Here is a 21,734-nt window from a genome sequence, read left to right as displayed (position 1 = left end):
ATGCGTCAGGTAGGGAAGGGCAGGGCTTGATCTTACGCAGATTTGGAGGATCGTGCAAAGGTCTTGCAGGATCGCGGTAACGGCTGGCGGGCTTCTCGTGCACACTTGTGCAATCGCATGCACGGCACGCGCCTCTCTCGTTCGCAACACTACCCAAGGAGTTTTCATGACCACCATCGCCAAAGGCTACGCCGCACTGGGCCCGACTTCCGCACTGCAACCGTTCACGTTCGAGCGCCGCGCCCCGCGCGAAGACGATGTGGCCATCTCGATCAAATACTGTGGCGTATGCCATTCCGACATCCACCAGGCGCGCGACGAATGGGGTGGCGCCGCCTTCCCGATGGTGCCCGGCCATGAAATCGCCGGTGTCGTCACGGCTGTCGGCGCCAATGTGACCAAGTTCAAGGTGGGCGACCACGTGGGCGTGGGCTGCTTCGTCGATTCCTGCACCACCTGCAAGACGCGCAACGTGGACCTGGAACAGTACATGCCAGGCCTGATCCAGACCTACAATGGCGTCGAAGCCGATGGCAAGACGGCCACGCAGGGCGGCTACTCGGACAGCATCGTCGTCAAGGAAGGCTATGTGCTGTCGATTCCCGACAACCTGCCGCTGGACGCCGCCGCGCCGCTGCTGTGCGCCGGCATCACCCTGTATTCGCCGCTGAACCACTGGAAAGCCGGCCCTGGCAAGCAAGTGGCCATCCTGGGCATGGGTGGCCTGGGCCACATGGGCGTCAAGATTGCCCACGCCATGGGCGCCGAAGTGACGGTACTGAGCCAGACCCTGTCGAAGCGCGAAGACGGCCTGCGCCTGGGCGCGGACCATTACTACGCCACCAACGATGCGGAAACGTTTACAAAGCTGGCCGGGACGTTTGATTTGATCATCTGCACCGTGGGCGCCTCGATCGACTGGAACCAGTACATCAACCTGCTGAAGGTCGATGGCAGCATGGTCATCGTCGGCATCCCGGACGGCGCCGTGCCGCCCGTGAACGCCTTCGGCCTGGTGGGCGCGCGCCGCAGCCTGTCCGGCTCGATGATCGGTTCGATCAAGGAAACCCAGGAAATGCTGGACTTCTGCGGCAAGCACAATATTGTGTCGGATATCGAGATCATTCGCATCCAGGATATCAATGAGGCGTTTGAGCGCGTCGTGAAGAGCGATGTCAGATATCGTTTTGTGATCGACATGGCATCGCTGTAACAACCGGCGCGCCTGTGTTTGTTGGATTACGCGCTTTGCGCTAATCCAACCTACGCATTAAACCCGGCCAAGTCCGGTAGGTCGGGTAGGTCGGATTAGCGGGGCCGCCGAGGCGCGAAAGCGCGTAATCCGACAATCCCCCAACGCCCTCATCCCCGCCAAAAATCAAGCTCCCACATCAAATTTTCTTTCCTTGCGTCAAAAATCGGCATAAAATGAAACCGTACAGTACAGTTTCACTACGTAGATTTAAAAAATCAGCCATCCCTCGGCGTGTTTGCCTGGGCAGGGGAGGCGTCATGGATAAAAAATGGACACTTCAACAAAGAACGGAGCGGCGGCGATCCCGGCGGTCTCCAGGGGCAAGCGCATAGCGCTGGCGGTTTTTGGTATTTTCCTCGGACTTTCCGGCCTGGCCCTGGCGGCGGGCGGCATCGAACTCATCACCCTTGGCGGTTCCTGGTATTACCTGCTGGCCGGTCTCGGCCTGATCCTGGCCGGCGTGCTGTATGTGCGCCGCAAGCCCTTCGCCAGTGGCGTTGTCGGCGTGCTGGTGCTGGCCACCTTGCTGTGGGCCGTGTGGGAAATCGGCTTCGCCTTCTGGCCCATGGTGCCGCGCCTGGCGCCGTTCCTCGTTATCGGCCTGGTCGCCGCCTTGCTGCATCCTTGGCTGGCCGGTCGTGCACACGCTGGCCAGTCGCGCGGTTTCGCCGCGCTGTTTGCCGTCGTGCTGGCAGCCGGTTTCGCCTCCATGTTCAAGCCGCATGGCGTGCTGGATGCCACCGTGCAGCCGCAGCAGGATGCCGTGACGGCCATCAATGACGGCAGCGCCAACTGGGCGCATTACGGTTATGGGCCGAAGGGCACGCGCTTCGCGCCGTACACGCAGATCGACAAGGCCAATGTCGACCAGCTGCAAGTGGCGTGGAGCTACCGCACGGGCGAGGTGGCCGAAGGCGCTTCCGAAGCGCAGAATACGCCGCTGCAGATCGGCGACACCATCTATACGTGTACGCCGACCAGCAAGGTGATCGCGCTCGACGCGGACACGGGCAAGCAGCGCTGGACCTTCGACCCGAAGCCGGCCAACATCAAAACATGGAACCGCTGCCGCGGCGTCGGCTACTACGAGCCGGCGAAAGTGACGAATCCGTTCCGTTTTGACGGCATGCAGGCGGCCAGCGCGCCGGTGGCGGGCGCCTGCGCCAAACGTATCGTGCAAGTGACCATGGATGCGCGTCTGATTCAGATCGACGCGCAGACGGGCAAGCAGTGCGAAGGCTTCGGCGACAAGGGCTCCGTCGACCTGACCGTCGGCCTGGGCAAAGTGAAAATGAACGTGCCGTACTACGCCTACACGTCGGCACCCACGGTGGCGCGCAACCTGATCATCCTCGGCGGCTGGGTCTTTGACGGTCGCTCCACCGATGAACCATCGGGCGTCGTGCGCGCCTACAGCGCCGACACGGGGGAACTGGTGTGGGCCTGGGACCTGGGCAATCCGGCCATTACCAAACTGCCGCCGGAAGGGCAGACCTACACGCGCAGCACGCCGAACATGTGGTCGGCGCCCGCTTTTGATGATGCACTGGGCCTGGTGTACCTGCCGACGGGGAATGAGCAGCCCGACTTCTGGGGCGGCAAGCGTCCGCCGCTGACGGAAAAATATGCGTCGGCCATCGTCGCCCTCGACATGGCCACGGGCCGCGAGCGCTGGACGTATCAAACCGTCCACCACGATATCTGGGATTACGACGTGGCCGCGCAGCCGGCCCTGTACGATGTCCCGGACGGCAAGGGCGGCAAAATCCCCGCGCTGGTGCAGCTGACCAAGCGAGGCCAGATCTTCATGCTGGATCGCCGCACGGGCAAGCCCATCGCCGAAGTCATCGAAAAAGCCGTGCCGCAGGAGCACGCGGCCGGCGACTGGGTGTCAAAAACGCAGCCATACTCCACCGGCATGCCGGCCCTCGGTGCTGATACGCTGACGGAGCGCGACATGTGGGGCGCCACCTTCTTCGACCAGCTGGCGTGCCGCATCAGCTTCCGCAAGCTCAATTACCAGGGCGAGTTCACGGCGCCCAGCACCCGCGAAACGCTGATTTATCCGGGCTACTACGGGGGCTTCAACTGGGGCGGCGCGGCCGTCGATGAAAGCAATGGCTATATGTTCGTCAACGACATCCGCATGCCGCAAGTGGTCAGGCTGGTGCCGCGCGAAACGGTGGACGTGGCCAAGCTGACGGCTGGCCACGGCGTGGGCAGCACCTATCCGATGGATGGCACGCCGTTCGTCATCGACCACAAGGCCTTCAATTCGCCGCTGGGCATACCCTGCCAAAGCCCGCCCTGGGGCGTGTTTGCCGCCATCGACCTCAAGACGAAGAAAAAAGTGTGGGAGCGTCCGGCCGGCACGGTGCAGGATGCGGTGGTCAATGGCGTCAAGGCGAGGCTGCCCATCCCGCTGGGCATGCCGACGCTGGGTGGCGGCATGAGCACGGCGTCGGGCCTGGTTTTTTATGCGGGCACGCAGGATTACTATCTGCGCGCCATGGATATCGCCACGGGCCGTGAAGTGTGGAAGGCGCGCATGCCGGTCGGTTCGCAAGGCACGCCGATGACGTATGTGTCGCCCAGGTCGGGCCGCCAGTACGTCGTGGTGGTGGCGGGCGGCGCCCGCCAGAGCCCGGATCGGGGAGATTACGTGATAGCATACGCACTTCCCAAGACACAGTAAGAGTTTGCTTCATGCCCCAGTTGCGCACCGTTCCAGCTTCCCCGAGTACCCGAAGCGATGAGCGGCGCCGCAAGCTGCTGGTGGCGGCGGCGGACCTCTTCCTCGCCTCCGGCTACGACGGCGTCAGCATGGATGCCATCGTGGCCGAGGCGGGCGGCTCGAAAGCCACCGCCTACCGCTACTTCGGCAGCAAGCAGGAGCTGCTGGTGGCGGTGGTCGAATATCTGTGCGCCGATTTCATCATCGCGCTGCGCCAGCTCGATACCTCGCAAGCCGGCCTGGAACAGGGCTTGCAGCTGATCCTCGATGAACTGGTGGCCGTCGTCACCAGTCCCCGTCACGTGGATTTCTACCGCCTCGTCGTCACGGGCGCGGCCGCCGTGCCGGCCGTGGGCCAGACCTGGTACGAGCACGGCCCGCAAGTGTGGCATGCATTGATCTTGCGCCTGCTGGAGCAGCAGCGCGCCCAGGGCCGCATCGCGCCCGATACCTCGTTTTCCAACCTGCCGCAGATTTTGTTCGACGCCGTCTTCTCGCACCTGACCACGCGCACCGTCATGCTGGGGCAGGGCGGCGATGCAGCCACGTTCCGGCCGTTGATTGCGGAGTTGATTGAACTGGTCGTGGCGAGGGTGGAGCGCAGGGCGGATTAGGTCCGGTAGGGCCGTAATCCGACTGTGCTGAAAGGTAAGCAGCTGAAGCCATCGGCAGCATTGCTTTAGCCGTGGCATTAGTCTTGCCAGGAAAACCTGCGCCATCTTATCCCTGGCCGTCGTGTACGTCTGCTTTGGCCCCAAAGCAGAAGTTCGGTCAATGAATTGACTCTAGACTCAGAATATTTCCATTCAGTAATTGTGCCTTCACCTGAGTATTCTTAGCGCGTAGAACATGTCGCCCAACCGATTGAATATACCCACAGTCACACCCTGGCCCTTCAGTCTGCGTAGTATAAGAATGTCCGTCAATATCGAAATCAATATATCCGTAACCAGGTTTGTTAAACGTTTTATTGACTTTTAGCGTCCCCGTCACTATTGATACATTGCCTTCTCGAAGCGCAGTACGACAGGTTAAAGTATCGAGCCAACCTTCAGTCATGGAATAGGCAGTTACGAAAAAGAAAATTCCTCCGAAAAAAGTCTGGACAATAAGGCCCGCAAGACCACTCATACCTTTAACCCAGCACTTCCGGCGCCAGCTTGCCCATAGCAATGCCATCCCGATTAGAAGATGTGGCACCGTGAACAGGAAACTTCCATAGGAAGTTGGCGCATTAACTGCCGAGTACAATATTGTTGACATTTGATATAAGAAATTTTGTTGGCGAAGTCAGATGCTATGGCTGCTCCTGGCCGGCAGCAGGCGGTGTAGGTCAGGCTTCCAGAGGCTTGCCGTCGATGAGTACGCGAAATCGCTCACCTGAAAACCCCGCCCGGTGGCTACCGTAAATGGCCTTGCCGATAGACTCATACCATTTGGAATCGGTGGCCTCGACAGAAACGGTCATGTCCGGGTTGTCGGCACCGATTTTCTCAAGAGCTTCCGCGACCTCACTTGTTGAGCGTAGTTTGACACCATTCAAGTCTACGCCGTCATTGTCGGAAATTCGCAATACAACTAAGTAACCCCCAATAAATTATTGTGATTTCTGACTTCCATAACCGGCGCTCTGCGGTGTTGCCCGCTGCTAGCAGTGCTCGCACTGCGTCGCAGCGGGCGCCTTGCAGAGCATCCGGTTCTGTTCGTCATAACTTCACAATAATTTCCCACGACCTACTTAGTAGTGTTGGCGCGGGTGAAGCGTAGGTCGGATTAGCGGCGACACGCCGCGTAATCCGACGCTACGGCGCCAACAATGGTGTCGGATTACGCTACGCTAATCCGACCTACGTGACTACACGCTCAGGGGCGAGCGTTAATCGAAGCTGCGCGGCTTGCCTTCGCGCCGGGCATGCACTCGACGCAGCACGCGCCGCTGCCAGGTTGGCGTGTGTGCTGCCGCCTTGCCGGCCGATGATTGCGGCGTTGATTGAACGGGTGGTGGCGACGGTGGCGCGCAGGGCGGATTAAGCCCCAGGAGCGGCTGGCAAACTTTCAACGTACGTCACTGCAGCTCAGCAAACTGTGCAGACATACAAAGCTGCCGGTTTATGCGCAGAGCATTTCCGAGCTGGCAAGCGTGCAGCCACGCCCCTGCGACTTGGCTTTGTAGAGCGCGACGTCGGCACGTTCAAGCATATTCTCCATGGTGTCGGTATTGTGCATGCGCATGGCGATGCCTCCGCTGTAAGAGAGTTCAAACCCCAGCTCCTTGAGCGAATGCCGCGCCAGCCACTGCCGCAGGCGTTCGTCGTAAGCCATGATCGACGCAAAGTCGGCACGGTTGAGGAGCACGCAGAACTCCTCGCCGCCGTAGCGGCAGAAGAGATCGCCGACACGGCTGACAGCCCGTAAGCCAGCGACGAAAACTTGCAGCGCCCTGTCGCCACCGGCATGGCCGTGCTGGTCGTTGATTTGCTTGAAATAGTCCAGGTCAAGCATCAACACGCCGAGCGGCTGCTTGTATCGCAAGCTGCTGGCCAGGTCGATCTCGGACTTCAGTACCCAGGCGCGGCGGTTCAACGCGCCGGTCAGACCGTCCAGCGTCGCCAGCCGTTCCAGTTCCCGGGCTGCCTCGTCGCGGTGTGCCAGAAGAATGGCCACCACCGACATCATCATCATCGAGTTCGATGACAAGGCAAACACTCGGTTGATCAGATACGGTCCAAAAAAATTCGGAAACTCGGCGGTGTAGAACGCGCCCAGCACGGCGCGGCCGGCAAGTACCAGCATTTGAACTGTCAGGCAGATGATTAATAGCCAGCGCCAGCGTCCGACTGCCAACTGTGGCGTACGGCACAGGGGAACTATGATGGTTGCAATCTGTAACGCCAGCAGGCCATTCGCCCAGCCTACCCTGAATGGATAGTCGGAAAAACCGATGCTGTAACCGACTGTCATCAGTATGGCGATGGCGGCTGGAGCGCGAGCACTCGCCTTGCGCCCGTACCACAATTGAAAGGCCATGGCGTTGAATACCATGCCGCCCGAGACGCTGCCCATTGCCATCGTCGACAGCAGGTGATCGGCCCAGCTGCCCCGTTCAAAGGAGTTTGAGCACAGCAGGAAAATCCACCCCAACGTTTGCAGTATGATGCCGGCTTGTGCATACCGCGCGGCACGGTTCACACGCCCCATGAAGTAGGGGAGCGCCACGGCCATGATCGACATGTTGAGTGTCATGCCAAAGAACAGGGTCGATACATCCGTTATAGCCACTATCGCACTTTCAAAATAAGCCAGGAAACGGCATTATCCCAAGAAACCTGCATGCAGATGGAAAATCGATACTAACTTACATGCTCCCGGCCGGCTGCCGTCGCCGGGAGTGGTCGCGCCGAAGCAGACTTCACAGAAAATCGGTTTCGTGAAAATGCGCCTATGCGTAGATCGCACGCACCCCCATTACGTTCACACATGGCATCGGGACTGTCGATGAAGCTGGTCTTGCCGAGACGCGGAAAAACAACCGTCATTCCGCCAGGCAGGTTCTTAACAGGTGGAACGACGAAAATCGTCAATCAGATCAGGTCGCGATACCGTATTTGTGCTGCGTCGCTTCGTATTGCTGCTTGAGCGATTCCAGTTGCGGATGCCTGGGGTCGATCTTGCGGATCACCTGCATCTGGTGCTGCGCCTGTTCGGCCAGCGGGGCTTCCCAGCCCAGCATGTTGAGCTGGCGCAAGATGGCGTCGACGGAGGCGAACAGCACGGGCAGGTTGCCTGGCGTCTTGCGCAGGGCCTGGCGCAGCACGAAGACGGCTCCTTTGAGCTCGCCGCTTTCCGACTTGCTGGCCGCATCCTGCATCAATTCCTGTACCTGGTGCGTGATCTGCTGGCCCATGCCTTGCGCCAGGTCATGCCGGCCCGCTTTTTCAAACACGTCGACGGCCTCTTCCATCGTCACGTCGCTGTCGGCTTCGTTGACGAGTTTCATCATGACCTCGGAGGCGGCCTGCTCCAGGTTGTTTTTCAGGCAGCTTTGCACCAGGCCTACCTTCAGCTGCGTCGACAGGCCGCGCGCCGTGTCCAGGGCGGCGGCGGCCAGGTGCAGTTCGGCGGCGGCGGCGATGTCGTTGCCGGACAATTCATGCAGCATGGCGGCCGAGATGGCGCGGCAGGCTTCCACGTTGGCGCTGCCCCGCAGAGAGCGCTCCATGTCGCGCAGCACGCCGCTCGCTTGCGGCGCATCGCCTTTCTTGACCAGCGTTTTCACCAGGTTGACGTGGTCTTCCGGGTCGCGGAACTCCGAATATTTGGCTTTGGTGACCACCTGCTTGTAGGCCCGTTCGGCCGCGCCGATATCGCCCGTGTCGTAGGCGATGCCGCCCAGGTGGCGCAGACGGCCCACCATGTGCGGCGAGATGGCCACCGCGTCTTCGAGGACTTTCTTCGCCTGTATCTGCTGGCCCATGGCTTCATGGTTTTGCGCCAGCAAATCGTAGGCGGCCATGAAGCGGGGATAAGCTTCCACCAGTTGCAGCAGCGCCTCCTGCGCCTCTTCATGGCGCTGCTGTTCGAACAGGGTGCGCGCCAGTCCCAGGTGTGCCCAGGCCATGGGCCGCGTGGCCAGCATGTCGGCGTACAGCTGTTCCGCTTCCTTCCATTCATCGAGGGCGATGTGCAGTTCGGCGCGCAGGCGGGTGAAATCGGCCGCCAGGCGCGGGTGCTGCAGTTCGGCCGCGCGGCAGCTTTTCACCGCTTCGCGCAAGTCGCCCTTGTCGATCAACTGATAGGTGGGCAGGAAAATGGCGCGCCGTTCGATGGCGCGCGCGATGCGTCCGCTCAGCACATCGACGGTAAACGGTTTCAATATGTAGTCGGACGGGGTCAGTTCGGCCGCGCTGATCACCTTGCTGTGGATGGCTTCGGAGGTCAGCATGATGAAGATCGTCCACAGGCTGATCAGCTTGTGGTGGCGCAAGTCTTCCAGCAATTGCTGGCCATCCTGGCCGTCGGTACCACTACCAAGATCGTATTCGCACAGGATGATGTCGAACGGTTTCTTCATCAGCAAGCGGATGGCCGTGCCGGAATTGACGGCATATTCCACCTTGCTGATGGCCGCCTGGTTCAGCATATTGTGCAGATTGCCCCGCATGCTGGGATTCGGGTCGACGATCAGGACAGATAAGTCGCTAGTTTCTGGCATTGTTCAGCTCTCGTTCATCTGTTCGGTCATTTGCGGGAACTCTTCTTATAGGTATCTGCGTGGCAGTATTACTTTTTATCAGCATACTGCAAAGCCGGGAGACACTGCCAGCAAAATGCAGGCAATCGGGCGCGCCGCGCGAGGGCAGGGACGCCCGGCGCCGTCCGGCGTTGTATTTCATGACGCGGGGGCCATCGCGGCAGTGCCGGTGCCTGTTTTTTCGTCCATTTCTTGACTAGCATGATAGTATTTTAGAAATGCAACACTTGTTGCATGCCGCGCCATGTCGCGGCCAGGCGTGCGCAAGGCTTTACCGGGCGCTTTATCCCTCTCTGGTGTCGATACCCGTCATGCGCGTTCCTGATCTGTCTACCTTGCGGCGCGTTGCCGTTCCCCTTGCATTTGGCGGCAACAGCGAGCAGCAGCACACCTATTTTGCGGAATTGCACCGCGTCGGCCTCGTCACGCAAGTGATGGGCATCATTGCCTACAGCCTGACCTGGCTGATGATGCCCGATCCCTATCATCCGAACCTGCTGCACGCCGTGCTGGCGCTGCTGGGCATGCTGGCCAGCCTGGTGGCGCGCTACCGCTGCACCACCTTGCCCGTGCTGACCGTTTCCGGCGCCTGCGCCGTGCTGGCCCTGACTTTCGGCCTGCGCACGATGGCCGACGCCGTCCAGCACGCCAGCTTCTGGGTCTTGCCCGTGGGCGTCTTCCTGACCCTGGCCATCGCCTCCATCTTCAATGGCGGCCTCAGCTACCTTGCCGTGGTGGCTGGCATCTGGTGGAACGTGGGCCACGGCCTGTACCCCGTCAACGCGGGCTTGCCCGACCAATCCTGGGTGCCATTGATGATCGCCGTCAGCGTGCTGTTCGGCCTGGCGCTGAATGTCAGCTTCAGTTTATTGCGTTTGCGTAATTATCACTCCAAGGTGGAATTGACGCGGCTGGCCTTCCAGGACAGCCTGACGGGCTTGAACAACCGCCGCATGTTCACGCAGCGCGCCCAGCAGATGCATGGCGCGGCCCATGGCGGCATGCTGCATTTCCTGATGATCGATATCGACGATTTCAAGATCATCAACGACCAGCAGGGGCACGATGCAGGCGACGAGGTGCTGGTGCGCACGGCCGCCATCATCGCCGACAAGGCGCAAGGCCATCTGTGCGGGCGCCTGGGCGGCGAAGAGTTCGGCATCGTGTATGCGGGCAGCCGCGAAGAGGCGGTCGCCTTTGCCGGCGGTCTGGTCGAGGCAGTCAGTCAGGCTTTCCATGCGACACAGTTCGTGTCGATCAGCGTGGGCGTGGCCGAACTGGACCGGGGCAAGGAACTGGGCCACAGCTACCGGCTGGCCGACGAGGCGCTGTACCTGGCCAAGCGCCAGGGCAAGAACCGCTATGTGATCGCCTGACGGTCGCACGGGCTGGTTGTTGCAAGTTGGCAAAAACTGCCGTTTTCAGGGCGGAAATGGCCGGAAAGCCATAAGTTCCGGTCATAAGGCAGGGGTAAAACGGGTATAATGCGCGCAAAGGAAATTTGCCGTACGAAAGATATTGTCATACCTACCTTTAACCCGCAGCCACGCTGCATCAACCACCTTCCAATCATGTTGATACTGCCGGGTTCCAATGCCCTGTCCCATTTCCGTAGCCACCGTCTGTTAAGCCAACTGCAAGCCGTCTCGCCTGCGATTGTTGCCGTACAAGCACGCTATGTCCATTTCATCGATGCCAGCGCGCCTCTCACCGACGACGACAGCACGCGCCTTGGCGCCTTGCTGACGTACGGCGAGCCGGCCCAGGCTGACAATACGGAAGGCGCTGCCGAAGAATTCTTCGTCATCCCCCGTTTCGGCACGATTTCGCCGTGGGCCTCGAAAGCCACCGACATCGCGCACAACTGCGGCATGGCGCACATCAAGCGCGTCGAACGCGGCATCGCTTTCCGCATCAACCTGAAATCGGGCATCCTGGGCAGCGCGATTCTAGCAGGCAAACTGACGGACGAGCAGGTACAGGCCGTGGCCGACCTGCTGCACGACCGCATGACGGAATCCGTGCTGCGCAGCGCAGACGACGCCAAGGACTTGTTCCGCACCCTGGAAGCGCGTCCGCTCGAATCGATCGACTTGCTGGGGCAGGGCAAGCGCGCGCTGGAAACGGCGAACACGGAACTGGGCCTGGCGATGTCGGACGACGAAATCGACTACCTGGACGCCGCCTTCACCAAGGCCGGCCGCAACCCGACGGACGTGGAACTGATGATGTTCGCGCAGGCGAACAGCGAGCATTGCCGCCACAAGATCTTCAACGCCGACTGGACCATCGACGGCGTGGCGCAGCCAAAATCACTGTTCGGCATGATCAAGAACACGCACGAACTGCAGCCGAAGGGCACCGTCGTCGCCTACAGCGACAACTCGTCCATCATGGAAGGCGCGACCGTGTCGCGCTTCTACCCGCGCGGTGCAAACCACGAATACGCGGCGTCGACCGAGCTGACGCACACCCTGATGAAGGTGGAAACGCACAACCACCCGACGGCAATCTCCCCATTCCCGGGCGCCTCCACGGGCGCGGGCGGCGAGATCCGCGACGAAGGCGCGACGGGCCGCGGCGCCAAGCCAAAAGCTGGCCTGACCGGTTTTACCGTCTCGAACCTGTCGCTGCCAGACGCCGTGCGCAGCTGGGAAACGGCCGCTTCCGTGACGGCGCCATTGGCTGGCCGCGCGGACGCGGACCAATACGGCAAACCGGAGCGCATCGCGTCGCCGCTGCAAATCATGATTGAAGGCCCATTGGGCGGCGCCGCGTTCTCGAACGAATTCGGCCGTCCCGTCCTGGGCGGCTACTTCCGCACGTATGAACAGAACGTCGGCGTCGACAAAGACGCCGTGTTCGGTTACCACAAGCCGATCATGATTGCCGGCGGCATCGGCAATATCTCGGCGCAGCACACGCACAAGAACGACATCCCCGTCGGCAGCCTGCTGGTGCAGCTCGGTGGCCCGGGCATGCGCATCGGCATGGGCGGCAGCGCCGCCTCGTCGATGACCACCGGCAGCAACACGGCCGACCTGGACTTCGATTCCGTCCAGCGCGGTAACCCTGAAATGGAACGCCGCGCCCAGGAAGTCATCAACGCCTGCTGGCAAATGGGCGCTGACAATCCGATCATCTCCATCCACGACGTGGGTGCGGGCGGCTTGTCGAACGCTTTCCCGGAAATCACCAACGACGCCAAGCGCGGCGCGATTTTCGACCTGCGCAAGATCCCGCTGGAAGAATCGGGCATGGCGCCGAAGGAAATCTGGAGCAATGAATCGCAGGAACGCTATGTTCTCGCCATCGCGCCGGAAAGCCTGCCCTTGTTCAAAGCCATGTGCGAACGCGAACGCTGTCTGTTCGCCGCCGTGGGCGTGGCCACCGAAGAACGTCAACTCAAATTGATCGATCCGGAACTGGGCAACGAACCGGTCGACATGCCAATGGACGTCTTGCTGGGCAAGCCGCCGAAGATGCAGCGCGACGTGGTCCACGTGGCCAACGATTTCCCGGCGATTGACTTGACGGGCATGGACTTGAAGGATGTGGCGCAAAAAGTGCTGCTGCTGCCGACCGTGGCCGACAAATCCTTCCTGATCACCATCGGCGACCGCAGCGTGGGCGGCATGACCGTGCGCGACCAGATGGTGGGACCATGGCAAGTGCCGGTGGCCGATTGCGCCGTCACCACCATGAGCTTTGAAGGTTATCTGGGCGAAGCGATGGCCATGGGCGAACGCACGCCGCTGGCCGTCATCGACGCCGCCGCCTCGGGCCGCATGGCCGTGGGCGAAGCCGTCACCAACATCGCCGCTGCAGCGATTGCCGACATTTCCGACATCAAGCTGTCCGCCAACTGGATGGCCGCTTGCGGCCAGCCTGGCCAGGATGCAGCCCTGTACGACACGGTGAAAGCCGTCGGCATGGACCTGTGCCCGGCGCTGGGCATCAGCATCCCCGTCGGCAAAGATTCGCTGTCGATGCGCACGACATGGAAAGATGAGAGCACGGGCGCGGCGAAATCCGTCACGTCGCCGGTGTCGCTGATCGTTTCCTCGTTCGCGCCAGTGACGGACGTGCGCAAGTCGCTCACGCCGCAGCTGAAAACGGACAAGGGCGACACGTCCTTGATCCTGATTGACCTGGGCCGCGGCAAAAACCGTTTGGGCGCCTCCGCCCTGGCACAAGTCATGGGCCAATTAGGCAATGAAACGCCGGACGTGGACAGCGCGGAAGACCTGAAAGGCTTCTTCGCCGCCATTCAAAAGCTCAATAGCGACGACAAGCTGCTGGCCTACCATGACCGTTCGGACGGCGGCCTGTACGCCACCCTGACGGAAATGGCTTTCGCCGGCCACACGGGCATGTCCGTCAACCTGGACATGCTGACCATGGAAGGCGAGCATTCCAGCGACTGGGGCGACGCCAAGAACTGGACGGGCCAGGTAGCGGAACGCCGCAACGAACTGACCTTGCGCGCCTTGTTCAGCGAAGAGCTGGGCGCCGTCATCCAGGTGCGCGCGGAAGAAAAGTCGCTCGTCATGGACGTGCTGCGCACCTTTAACCTGGGCGCCTGCAGCCATATCATCGGCAAATTGAACGACCGCGACGTCATCGAATTCACGCGCGACGCCAAGCTGATTTACACCCAGCCGCGCGCAGACCTGCACCGCCTGTGGAGCGAAACAAGCTGGCGCATCGCCCGCCTGCGCGACAACCCGGCGTGCGCCGACGCCGAATACGACCGCCTGCTGGACGTGCAAGACCCGGGCATGTCGCCGATCGTCACGTTCGATCAGAATGAGAACATCGCTGCGCCATTCATCGCCACCGGCGTGCGTCCGCGCGTCGCCATCCTGCGCGAGCAGGGTGTCAACTCGCACATCGAGACGGCGTACGTGATGCATCAGGCAGGTTTTACGGCTGTCGACGTGCACATGAGCGACCTGATTGCCGGCCGCGTAAAGCTGGACGACTTCCAGGGCGTCATCGCCGTGGGCGGTTTCTCCTACGGCGACGTGCTGGGCGCGGGCGAAGGCTGGGCGAAAACGATCCTGTTCAACGCCAGCCTGGCGGAACAGTTCGCGCGCTTCTTCAACCGCACGGACAGCTTCGGCCTCGGTATCTGCAACGGCTGCCAGATGATGAGCAACCTGAAATCCATCATCCCCGGCGCCCACGCCTGGCCGAAATTCACGCGCAACAAGTCGGAGAAGTTCGAAGGCCGCTTTGCCATGGTCGAAGTGATGGACTCCCCATCGATCTTCTTCAACGGCATGGCCGGCACGCAAGCCGGCATCGCTATCGCCCACGGCGAAGGCTACGCCGACTTCTCGCAAACGGGCGACATCACCCAAGTCAGCAAAGCCATGCGTTTTGTGGACAACAAGGGCGCTGCCACCGAAGCGTATCCATACAACCCGAACGGCTCGCCGGAAGGCATCACCTCCGTCACCACGCCAGACGGCCGCTTCACCGTGCTGATGCCGCACGCGGAGCGCGTGTTCCGGAGTGTTCAACAGTCGTATCACCCTGAAGCATGGGGCGAGGATTCGCCGTGGATGCGCATGTTCAGGAATGCACGGAAGTTTGTGGGGTAGTCGATTTTCGGCGCGGCGCCTTGGTTCAAGGCGCTGTTGCTGGGGTAGAAATAAAAAAGCCGCTATCGGGAGATAGCGGCTTTTTTTTGAGAATATTTGTTGCCGTTGTTATGAGTACCAGTTCAGGAGATTCGTGTGTATGTCTTTAAAATTATTAAAAGATAATTTTTTGCAAGTGCAGAGGATCTTTAAAAATCTTGGACCTTCTTTTGATGATTTGTTTCTTGGAAATTTGTGAGTGAGTTATATTTTTCCTCACCAATTTTCTCTCGAATTTTGGCTGCAAAAATCGGCTCAATAGAATGTGCGAAAGCTAAAAATCCTTTTAGTCTTCCAATTAAGGAATCATGTAGTTCTCCAGATGAATATTTGTGAGCCATCGTTCTAATCATTCGTTTTTTTTCTCGACCTAGGGAGACGCTTCCATCATTGGATAATATAAGTCCGGTAAGTTCTCGTTTGAATTTTTTTGACGTGAAAACTGTTTTTTCATTGTTTATTGATAATTTTGGATATGGAATATCTTTGATTAATTTTTCGATGAATTTAAGTGCTTCGTCTAGTATTTTTGGAGTGTCTGTTGATAAGGCTAAATCATCCGCATATCGAGTGTATTGAATATTATTTGCTTGGCAAAAAATAGATAACTGCGAATCAAATTCATATAGCAAAGTATTAGATACACTTGGCGAACTAGGTGCGCCAATTGCCAGACTTAGACGTCTCTTTTCATCCTGACGGAATAGTACTCTGGCAAGATCGATCGCCAGAGGCTTTGAAATTCCAAGATGTTTTCGGATATGCTTAGAAAAATTGTGGGCGCGTATTGAAGGGAAGAAGTCTTTGAAGTCTACTTTTAAAAGATATTTATTTTTTACATGTGGTCTCGCATGGTCAAAAATATTCCTTCCTTCACGATATGCAGTTGCAGCATTGTGAATGGGTAGATTTTTTATATATTTTTTAATTATCCATCGCTGAATCTCTTTAACTTCCGCAGTGGGTTGCGCAATTAAACGTTTCCCCTTTCCATTTCTTTTCTCAATGAAATGGATCTTGTACATGCGGCAGGCGCTATCAATGAAAACTGCCGCCTCTGTGCGAGTAAAAGGCAGTTCGTCGCAAAGCATATCTACTAGCTCTGAATTATTGTCGACCATGTACCTTCTCATATGCTTGACGACGAAACGAGTCTTGCTTCATTGCCGCAATCGCCTTGAATTTAAATTTCACTCGATTCAATTGAGAATCTGACTCGAGTAGTTTGAATGATATGAAACTTTCTCGGTTTGACTTGGGTGGGGTGAAGAAAACTCTTGTTAAATGATCTGATAACGTTATGACCTTCAGAAGGCAAAGTAAATTTAATACTTGCTCTAATCGGCTTGTTGATAATTTCACTTCAAAAAATTCGAGTAGTTTTTTTATTTCGGCTTTGGAAAGCGCGCCAAAAAGCTCAACCAAATCAGAAATTAAAAGAAGTTGGTCGCGAATTTGAATTGGGTCAAATATTTGTTGTTTTGGTAAGCGATTGCTCTTTGCTAGCACTTCGTTGGCGATATCTGCGGCGACTTCTTCAAGGTCATCCAAAGAGCTTCCGTCGACAGGGCAAATGGCTTGAAAATCCCCATGTACTCGTTTTAGCAAGCGAAGTGGACCTAGATCTATGAATGAATTTGCACGATAAAATTTACTATAAAGAACGATAAATAATCGCTCAGCAAGTACAGCATCGACACAAAAAGCGCCAAGTTCAGCGAAACCACCTGGACTTTCAAGAAATAGAAGGATCGCGCGTGATAGGCAGCCTGCATCTCGTTCAAACTCAACAAGATCGTCATATCCATTAAACTGATTCCACTCTGGATATTCTTCCGGCATGTGAAGAAGGGCAGCAACTTTGTGATTATTATTATGAGCCCAGTTTACAAAAGTATCGCGCATTGAAGGCGATGGCGTCTCAAAATTTTGACGCATTGGCCCACCATAGACAAAAATTATGGCTGGGAGGTGCACAACGTGTGCACGTCTACTATCAATGAGCGAGATAAACTCATCTTGCAACTTCGTAAACAATATCAATTACCTTGAATAGACACGAAGACGGCTTACGCCGAATCGGGACCCACCGGACACGGATTTGGCGTAAGCCGTCTTCGTGTCGTGATTGATGTCCCACCTGTACTCAGTCTGGCGATGCGCCCGACATTGATAGCCTTTTTTGCTACCGCTCACGTAATTGATTTATACATGATGCACTATTTTTATGCTATCAGCAAGTATGCCGAGGCTCGATCTGCAACTTGGCCTTTATAGATTTTTTCGCTCGCAGCATGAAAATTGTCTAGCATGTACTGGTCATCCGTATCCGTTCGACCCAATATTTCCTTGACTTCAAGCTGTTTTTTTGCGAATCCATGTATATCTTATGCATGAAGGATCTCGTCTAGAGTATCCGTTGGCAATGATAGGGACACGTTTCCAGAGATATAGAGTTGATACTTTCCGCATATAGCTCTTGTATTACTGCGACGATACATAAATACTCCCCTCCTCGGGGAGCAGCGCTAAGCTATTTTGCATTCGTGTGACTTCCTCCATCGGCGTCAGGCCAAACTGGCACTTGAATTCGCAGCCGAACTGAGAGGCGTTTTCATAGCCGATTGCCCGCGCTGGTGGCCGATGCCTGCACTAGGCGCAGCAACTTTAGATATTGCATCGGCGAAATGCTGGTCACATGTTTGAAGTGCAGGTGGAAGGTGGTGGCGCTCGTGCCGGCCAAGCTGGCCACGTCCGTCGACTGCGCGTAGTCGCTGCGGATCAGGTGGATTACGTGCGCGATGCGGCCGAAATTGCCTTGCTGGAGAAATTATCTGGCGAGATTGACGCCTGGGAAGCGCTGAGCCTGTCGAACGATCACTGAGGTTAGTCTGTGCCAGTGTTGCGGATGGGCATTGCCATTATCGGTTTCCCTTGCTTGCATTCCACCCCCGCGCCCTCATCTGGGTGGTAATGGTAGCCTGTAGCGCTGCCTCATCTGAACCAACCAGGAGAACCACCATGAGTTTCGATTCCTTTCTGTCCAAACTGAAGACCAAAGCAAGTGAACTGAAAACGGAAGCCCTGAAGTACAAGAACAAGGATTTCCTGAATGCCGCGATGGCAGGCTCGGCCTTGATCGCCATGGCCGACGGCAGTGTCAGTGCGGAAGAGAAGCAGAAGATGGTGAAGTTTATTGAAAGCAATGACGCGCTGTCGGTGTTTACCACCACGGACGTGATCAAGGCTTTCCAGGACTATGTCAGCCAACTGGAGTTCGACAAGGATATCGGCGAAGCCAAGGCGTATCAGGCGCTGGGCAAGATGAAGTCGAATGTGGAGGCGTCGCGCTTGCTGGTGCGCATGATTATCGCTGTCGCTTCGTCGGACGGCAATTTCGACGCCAACGAGCAGCGCGTGGCCAGCAAGATCGCGCGCGAGCTGGGCTTGACTCCGGCGGAGTTCGAACTGCAGTAACTTTCAAGCCAACCGGCCCCGGCTGGCTTAACTCTTGTCCCACCACGGCGGCGTGCCCGATGACCAGGGGCACGTCATTTCCACTTCGCGTATTCTGTAGCGGATCTCGATCACCTGGCCTGGGCTGAAGGGACCGCGTCTCCAGTCGCCGGAATCAAAGACGTAGCCTTTGCCCTTGATGCAAAGACTGGTCGGGTTGTTGCCGATGGGGCCGGTCGAGTGCAGGGTGACGCGCACTTCGCCGTTGGCGTCCAGCGGGGCGTCGCCGCCCATGAAGAGTGGATCCGAGCCGACGTCGCAGACAGTGGTGCTGCCGATCTTGCTGCAGTGCTTGATATACGTTTGCTGGCGCGCATTGGCCAGGTAATCGTCATGCCGCATCGGCTTGCCGTCGTCATAGGTAAAGCGCAGGGTGACTGGCGTGGGCTCGCTGGCCGGGTGGCGCGTGGTGCTGGTGCAGGCGGCGCTGACCAGGGCCAGCAGGGGCCAGGCCAGCAGGCGCAGGGTGCGGCGCAGCATGGATGGGGATTTACCGCCGGATGGATGCTGCATGTGGCGTTGCCATTTGTCTCATGAACTGGACGGCGATCATAGCATGCGAAGGCAGCCGTTCCGCTAGGACGCGCAGTGATTCAATTCCTGCAGCACCTGCTTGCACAGCACGCCATAACCCACGCCCGTGCCGCGTTTGTGTGCGGCCAGGTCGTAGCCGGCGCTGATGTCGTTCCACGCCACGCTGCCGGACAGGGGGCGCAAGTTGTCGTCGAGGTCCATCTCGAAATGGATGAAGTGGCCGTCAGCGCTCAGCAGCTTGCCGTACACGGCGGGCATGCCGGGCCAGGCCAGTTGCAGGTCGAGCATGAGGGCCGTGCCCAGCGCCACGCCATGGCTGGCGGCGCACTGGCGCAAGGCGTCGGGCAAGGGGCGCGCGCGCCACCAGGCCGCCGTCTGCTTGATGGTGGCCTGGGTCTGCGCGTTTTGCTGTTGGACAGAGTACTGTTTGCTCATGGCTGTCACCCATGTGGAATGCAACTTGCCGCCTTAGCGCGATGCCAGGCTCATGCTTTGCACGTGGGCTGGCACGATGGCGCCGCTGGCCAGTTTTTCGGCCGGCACCCGCATCAGCACTTCGCCACCCACGCTACCATCGTCGCGCAAGTCGATGCGCATGGCCAGTTGTCGGTCGAGCGCCACGAAGCTGTTGCTGCTGCTGGCGAGGATGCGGTGTTCGTCCTGCTCATCGATGCGCGCATACATGATGGCGCCGATGCTGCCCGCATTGCGCAGGTGGAGCACCTGGCCATTCGACAGCTCATAGCCGCCGCGGAACGGGGCAAACATTTCCGCACTCATGAAGTGCCTGTGGGCCGGCAGTTCGATCGTCTGCAGGCGCCCGCCTGGAATGGTGACGGTCTGGCTGTCGGGTAGTGATTGCGCATTTGCCAGCAGGGCGCAGACGCCCAGGGTGCCGGCCAGGATCCATGTTTTCATTTTCCAGCCCATCCTTGAAATTGGTGCCGTCCGCTGCCGGCGCGGCGATGTTGATGTGGGTGCCAGGGAAACCGAACCGGCTGGTCCGCACACGCTGTGGTCACACTGGCAAGGTGCGGCCTACCGGTCTTGCCAGTGTAGGCAGGCAAGTTGCACCGCGCATCATCCGATCGGATGACACGGCCTCATGCATCGAGTACGGCCAGGTGCGCCGTTGCGCCGTGGATCAGGGCGATCAGCTCGCCCTGGCGCCGTGTATCCGTCTTTAAATAGGTGTGGTGCAAATGCGTCTTGACGGTGTTGACGCTGATGCCGCTTCGGGCGGCGATTTCCTCGATGGTGGCCCCTTGCGCCAGCGCCTTGCCGACCTGCGCTTCGGCTTGCGTCAGGTCAAACAGCTGGCGCAAGGCAGGGACTGACGTGCCCGCTTGTGCGGGGTCGCGCGCGATCAGCAGCGCACAGGCGGGCTGGCAAGCGGCAAGCGGGGTGAGAGTCAGGGCCAGCGGCGCTTGCTGCTTGCGCGCCAGGCGCAGCGACTGACATTGCGCCGCGCCACCGGCGCTGGCGATCACCAGGCGCACGGCGCGCACCAGGGCGGGCGGGGCGGCGTGTTCCAGTTGCGCCGCATGCAGGGCGTGGCCGGCGGGGGTGGCGAAGCGCAGGCCGAGGTTGGCATCGAGCACCAGCACGGCGGCGCCCATGGCGTCGAGCGCTGCCAGCGCGCAGTGGCTGGCCAGTTGCGCCTCGCGCAGGCGCTGCTGCAGGCACAGCGCGCGTTGCAGATGCGGCAGGAGCTCCTGCCATTGCTGGCCGCTCAGGCCAGCGCTGTCAAGCAGTGGCCAGTCGCCTGTGCCGCAGGCCGAGTCGTACAGGGCGCCGATCAGTTTGCCCACATCCGTTACGGTAGCTGTACCCATGCTTGCCCCCATTTCCTGATGACATCAGCGTGCCGCAGGCGTGCAAGTGCGGAGCTGGGTAAGGGCGGTGTTGCGCAGCGATCGGCCCCACCTTTGTGAGGAAGGTCTGGTCGCTGTCATCTGTCCTGGGCAGCTATCAAGATAGTACAAAGATATCGGTGCTGCAATGGTTTGCGCAAATCTGCCTGGATAGTGTTCTGTAGGAAACTCGCGCGGCAAAAATGCGGCCATGATGTAAGATTCGCACTATGTCCGATTTCACATTTTCCGATTGCCCATGAGTTCAATAATGATTCCCGACGTCGCCCTGGTCGACAATACCGAACAACGCACGCCGCTGGTGCTGGTGCTGGACTGTTCCGGCAGCATGGATGGCGAACCCGTCTCGCTGCTCAACGAAGGCCTGGCCTTGCTGGAACAGGAACTCAAGTCCGACGTGATCGCCGCCAAGCGCGTGCGCATCCTGGTGATTCAATATGGCGCCCACGATGAAGCGGTGGTGGCCAGCAACTGGTGCGACGCCATGGATTTCACGGCGCCCCGCCTTGAGGCGAATGGCACCACGCCGACCGGCGCGGCCGTGGAACTGGCGCTGGCCGAAATCGAGCAGGAAAAGCAGCGCTTCCGCGCCGCTGGCGTGGCGTACACGCGGCCATGGCTGTTTTTGATGTCGGACGGCGAGCCGACGGACCAATGGCAGCATGGCGCCGAACAGGCGCGCGCGGCCGAGCAGGCGAATAAAGTGGCGATCTTCCCCATCGCCGTGGGCGACCACGCGAATATCGATACCCTGGGGCAGTTTTCCAGCCGTGGCGAGCGCGGCGTGAAGCAGCTGAAAGGCTTGCAGTTCCGCGAACTGTTCCTGTGGCTGAGCGCCAGCATGCAGGTGGTGTCGCAGTCGCGTCCCGGCGCGCAGGCGCAGCTGGCTTCGACGGACGGCTGGTCCGTCGTAAGCACCTGA

The 21,734-nt window shown here is 58.9% G+C and carries 17 protein-coding genes; 8 read left to right on the top strand and 9 right to left on the bottom strand.

Annotated elements, in window-relative coordinates; all coding sequences use genetic code 11:
* Nucleotides 1-166 precede the first annotated feature (166 nt).
* The 3 genes from CLU93_RS25615 to CLU93_RS25605 all read left to right on the top strand — a co-directional run bounded on the left by CLU93_RS25615 (nucleotide 167) and on the right by CLU93_RS25605 (nucleotide 4,603).
* The gene (locus CLU93_RS25615) at nucleotides 167-1,213 is read left to right on the top strand and encodes an NAD(P)-dependent alcohol dehydrogenase (protein ID WP_099763913.1); all 1,047 of its coding nucleotides are present in this window, start codon (nucleotides 167-169) and stop codon (nucleotides 1,211-1,213) included.
* A 310-nt stretch (nucleotides 1,214-1,523) separates the two neighbouring features.
* On the top strand, nucleotides 1,524-3,950 hold the full coding sequence (locus CLU93_RS25610) for a membrane-bound PQQ-dependent dehydrogenase, glucose/quinate/shikimate family (RefSeq protein WP_099763912.1): 2,427 nt from the start codon (nucleotides 1,524-1,526) through the stop codon (nucleotides 3,948-3,950).
* 11 nt (nucleotides 3,951-3,961) lie between these two features.
* On the top strand, nucleotides 3,962-4,603 hold the full coding sequence (locus CLU93_RS25605; protein WP_099763911.1) for a TetR/AcrR family transcriptional regulator: 642 nt from the start codon (nucleotides 3,962-3,964) through the stop codon (nucleotides 4,601-4,603).
* 719 nt (nucleotides 4,604-5,322) lie between these two features.
* On the opposite strand, the gene CLU93_RS25600 is transcribed toward CLU93_RS25605, so the two are convergent.
* The 3 genes from CLU93_RS25600 to CLU93_RS25590 all read right to left on the bottom strand — a co-directional run bounded on the left by CLU93_RS25600 (nucleotide 5,323) and on the right by CLU93_RS25590 (nucleotide 9,201).
* Entirely contained in the window at nucleotides 5,323-5,532 is a 210-nt protein-coding gene (locus tag CLU93_RS25600) for a hypothetical protein (RefSeq protein ID WP_099763910.1), read from the bottom strand.
* Between the two features lie 566 nt (nucleotides 5,533-6,098).
* Nucleotides 6,099-7,220 (bottom strand): GGDEF domain-containing protein, encoded by a 1,122-nt coding sequence (locus CLU93_RS25595; protein WP_243420212.1) that lies wholly within the window; start codon nucleotides 7,218-7,220, stop codon nucleotides 6,099-6,101.
* Between the two features lie 355 nt (nucleotides 7,221-7,575).
* The gene (locus CLU93_RS25590; RefSeq protein WP_099763908.1) at nucleotides 7,576-9,201 is read right to left on the bottom strand and encodes a response regulator; all 1,626 of its coding nucleotides are present in this window, start codon (nucleotides 9,199-9,201) and stop codon (nucleotides 7,576-7,578) included.
* A gap of 350 nt (nucleotides 9,202-9,551) precedes the next feature.
* On the opposite strand from CLU93_RS25590, the gene CLU93_RS25585 reads away from it, so the two are divergent.
* Both CLU93_RS25585 and purL read left to right on the top strand, forming a co-directional pair.
* Entirely contained in the window at nucleotides 9,552-10,616 is a 1,065-nt protein-coding gene (locus CLU93_RS25585) for a GGDEF domain-containing protein (protein ID WP_143451817.1), read from the top strand.
* A 195-nt stretch (nucleotides 10,617-10,811) separates the two neighbouring features.
* Nucleotides 10,812-14,849: a phosphoribosylformylglycinamidine synthase gene (gene purL / locus CLU93_RS25580; RefSeq protein WP_099763906.1), complete on the top strand. Its 4,038-nt coding sequence runs from the start codon at nucleotides 10,812-10,814 to the stop codon at nucleotides 14,847-14,849.
* Between the two features lie 188 nt (nucleotides 14,850-15,037).
* On the opposite strand, the gene CLU93_RS25575 is transcribed toward purL, so the two are convergent.
* Nucleotides 15,038-16,009 carry a retron St85 family RNA-directed DNA polymerase gene (locus CLU93_RS25575; RefSeq protein WP_180287944.1) on the bottom strand — a complete coding sequence of 324 codons (972 nt, stop codon included), beginning with the start codon at nucleotides 16,007-16,009 and terminating at the stop codon, nucleotides 15,038-15,040.
* Nucleotides 15,996-16,925, bottom strand: a complete 930-nt coding sequence (locus CLU93_RS27970) for a retron St85 family effector protein (RefSeq protein WP_143451816.1) — start codon at nucleotides 16,923-16,925, stop codon at nucleotides 15,996-15,998. The genes CLU93_RS25575 and CLU93_RS27970 overlap by 14 nt, the downstream gene beginning before the upstream one ends.
* A gap of 661 nt (nucleotides 16,926-17,586) precedes the next feature.
* On the opposite strand from CLU93_RS27970, the gene CLU93_RS28700 reads away from it, so the two are divergent.
* Both CLU93_RS28700 and CLU93_RS25560 read left to right on the top strand, forming a co-directional pair.
* Nucleotides 17,587-17,772 carry a hypothetical protein gene (locus CLU93_RS28700; RefSeq protein WP_257225151.1) on the top strand — a complete coding sequence of 62 codons (186 nt, stop codon included), beginning with the start codon at nucleotides 17,587-17,589 and terminating at the stop codon, nucleotides 17,770-17,772.
* A 137-nt stretch (nucleotides 17,773-17,909) separates the two neighbouring features.
* A complete protein-coding gene (locus CLU93_RS25560; protein ID WP_099763903.1) occupies nucleotides 17,910-18,365 on the top strand; it encodes a tellurite resistance TerB family protein in 456 nt (151 codons plus the stop codon).
* 27 nt (nucleotides 18,366-18,392) lie between these two features.
* Here CLU93_RS25560 and CLU93_RS25555 read toward each other — a convergent pair whose 3' ends face one another.
* From CLU93_RS25555 to CLU93_RS25540, 4 genes are all read right to left on the bottom strand, one after another.
* On the bottom strand, nucleotides 18,393-18,917 hold the full coding sequence (locus CLU93_RS25555; protein WP_143451815.1) for a hypothetical protein: 525 nt from the start codon (nucleotides 18,915-18,917) through the stop codon (nucleotides 18,393-18,395).
* 63 nt (nucleotides 18,918-18,980) lie between these two features.
* A complete protein-coding gene (locus CLU93_RS25550) occupies nucleotides 18,981-19,373 on the bottom strand; it encodes a hypothetical protein (RefSeq protein ID WP_099763901.1) in 393 nt (130 codons plus the stop codon).
* A gap of 33 nt (nucleotides 19,374-19,406) precedes the next feature.
* On the bottom strand, nucleotides 19,407-19,856 hold the full coding sequence (locus tag CLU93_RS25545; protein ID WP_099763900.1) for a hypothetical protein: 450 nt from the start codon (nucleotides 19,854-19,856) through the stop codon (nucleotides 19,407-19,409).
* Between the two features lie 185 nt (nucleotides 19,857-20,041).
* Nucleotides 20,042-20,773: a helix-turn-helix transcriptional regulator gene (locus tag CLU93_RS25540; protein WP_180287943.1), complete on the bottom strand. Its 732-nt coding sequence runs from the start codon at nucleotides 20,771-20,773 to the stop codon at nucleotides 20,042-20,044.
* Between the two features lie 277 nt (nucleotides 20,774-21,050).
* Between CLU93_RS25540 and CLU93_RS25535 the strand changes: the two genes are divergently transcribed.
* Nucleotides 21,051-21,734 carry a vWA domain-containing protein gene (locus tag CLU93_RS25535; protein ID WP_099763898.1) on the top strand — a complete coding sequence of 228 codons (684 nt, stop codon included), beginning with the start codon at nucleotides 21,051-21,053 and terminating at the stop codon, nucleotides 21,732-21,734.

Source organism: Janthinobacterium sp. 35, assembly GCF_002754575.1.
GTDB classification, from domain to species: domain Bacteria; phylum Pseudomonadota; class Gammaproteobacteria; order Burkholderiales; family Burkholderiaceae_D; genus Janthinobacterium; species Janthinobacterium tructae.
This window is presented reverse-complemented; position numbering and strand designations above follow the sequence as displayed.

What these genes read in the sequence shown, in the direction of transcription:
- CLU93_RS25615 (WP_099763913.1), top strand. Translation starts at nt 167, where the DNA reads ATGACCACCATCGCCAAAGGCTACGCCGCACTGGGCCCGACTTCCGCA.
- CLU93_RS25610 (WP_099763912.1), top strand. Translation starts at nt 1,524, where the DNA reads ATGGACACTTCAACAAAGAACGGAGCGGCGGCGATCCCGGCGGTCTCC.
- CLU93_RS25605 (WP_099763911.1), top strand. Translation starts at nt 3,962, where the DNA reads ATGCCCCAGTTGCGCACCGTTCCAGCTTCCCCGAGTACCCGAAGCGAT.
- CLU93_RS25595 (WP_243420212.1), bottom strand. Translation starts at nt 7,220, where the DNA reads ATGTCGATCATGGCCGTGGCGCTCCCCTACTTCATGGGGCGTGTGAAC.
- CLU93_RS25590 (WP_099763908.1), bottom strand. Translation starts at nt 9,201, where the DNA reads ATGCCAGAAACTAGCGACTTATCTGTCCTGATCGTCGACCCGAATCCC.
- CLU93_RS25585 (WP_143451817.1), top strand. Translation starts at nt 9,552, where the DNA reads ATGCGCGTTCCTGATCTGTCTACCTTGCGGCGCGTTGCCGTTCCCCTT.
- purL (WP_099763906.1), top strand. Translation starts at nt 10,812, where the DNA reads ATGTTGATACTGCCGGGTTCCAATGCCCTGTCCCATTTCCGTAGCCAC.
- CLU93_RS25575 (WP_180287944.1), bottom strand. Translation starts at nt 16,009, where the DNA reads ATGGTCGACAATAATTCAGAGCTAGTAGATATGCTTTGCGACGAACTG.
- CLU93_RS28700 (WP_257225151.1), top strand. Translation starts at nt 17,587, where the DNA reads ATGTTTGAAGTGCAGGTGGAAGGTGGTGGCGCTCGTGCCGGCCAAGCT.
- CLU93_RS25560 (WP_099763903.1), top strand. Translation starts at nt 17,910, where the DNA reads ATGAGTTTCGATTCCTTTCTGTCCAAACTGAAGACCAAAGCAAGTGAA.
- CLU93_RS25555 (WP_143451815.1), bottom strand. Translation starts at nt 18,917, where the DNA reads ATGCAGCATCCATCCGGCGGTAAATCCCCATCCATGCTGCGCCGCACC.
- CLU93_RS25550 (WP_099763901.1), bottom strand. Translation starts at nt 19,373, where the DNA reads ATGAGCAAACAGTACTCTGTCCAACAGCAAAACGCGCAGACCCAGGCC.
- CLU93_RS25545 (WP_099763900.1), bottom strand. Translation starts at nt 19,856, where the DNA reads ATGAAAACATGGATCCTGGCCGGCACCCTGGGCGTCTGCGCCCTGCTG.
- CLU93_RS25540 (WP_180287943.1), bottom strand. Translation starts at nt 20,773, where the DNA reads ATGGGTACAGCTACCGTAACGGATGTGGGCAAACTGATCGGCGCCCTG.
- CLU93_RS25535 (WP_099763898.1), top strand. Translation starts at nt 21,051, where the DNA reads ATGAGTTCAATAATGATTCCCGACGTCGCCCTGGTCGACAATACCGAA.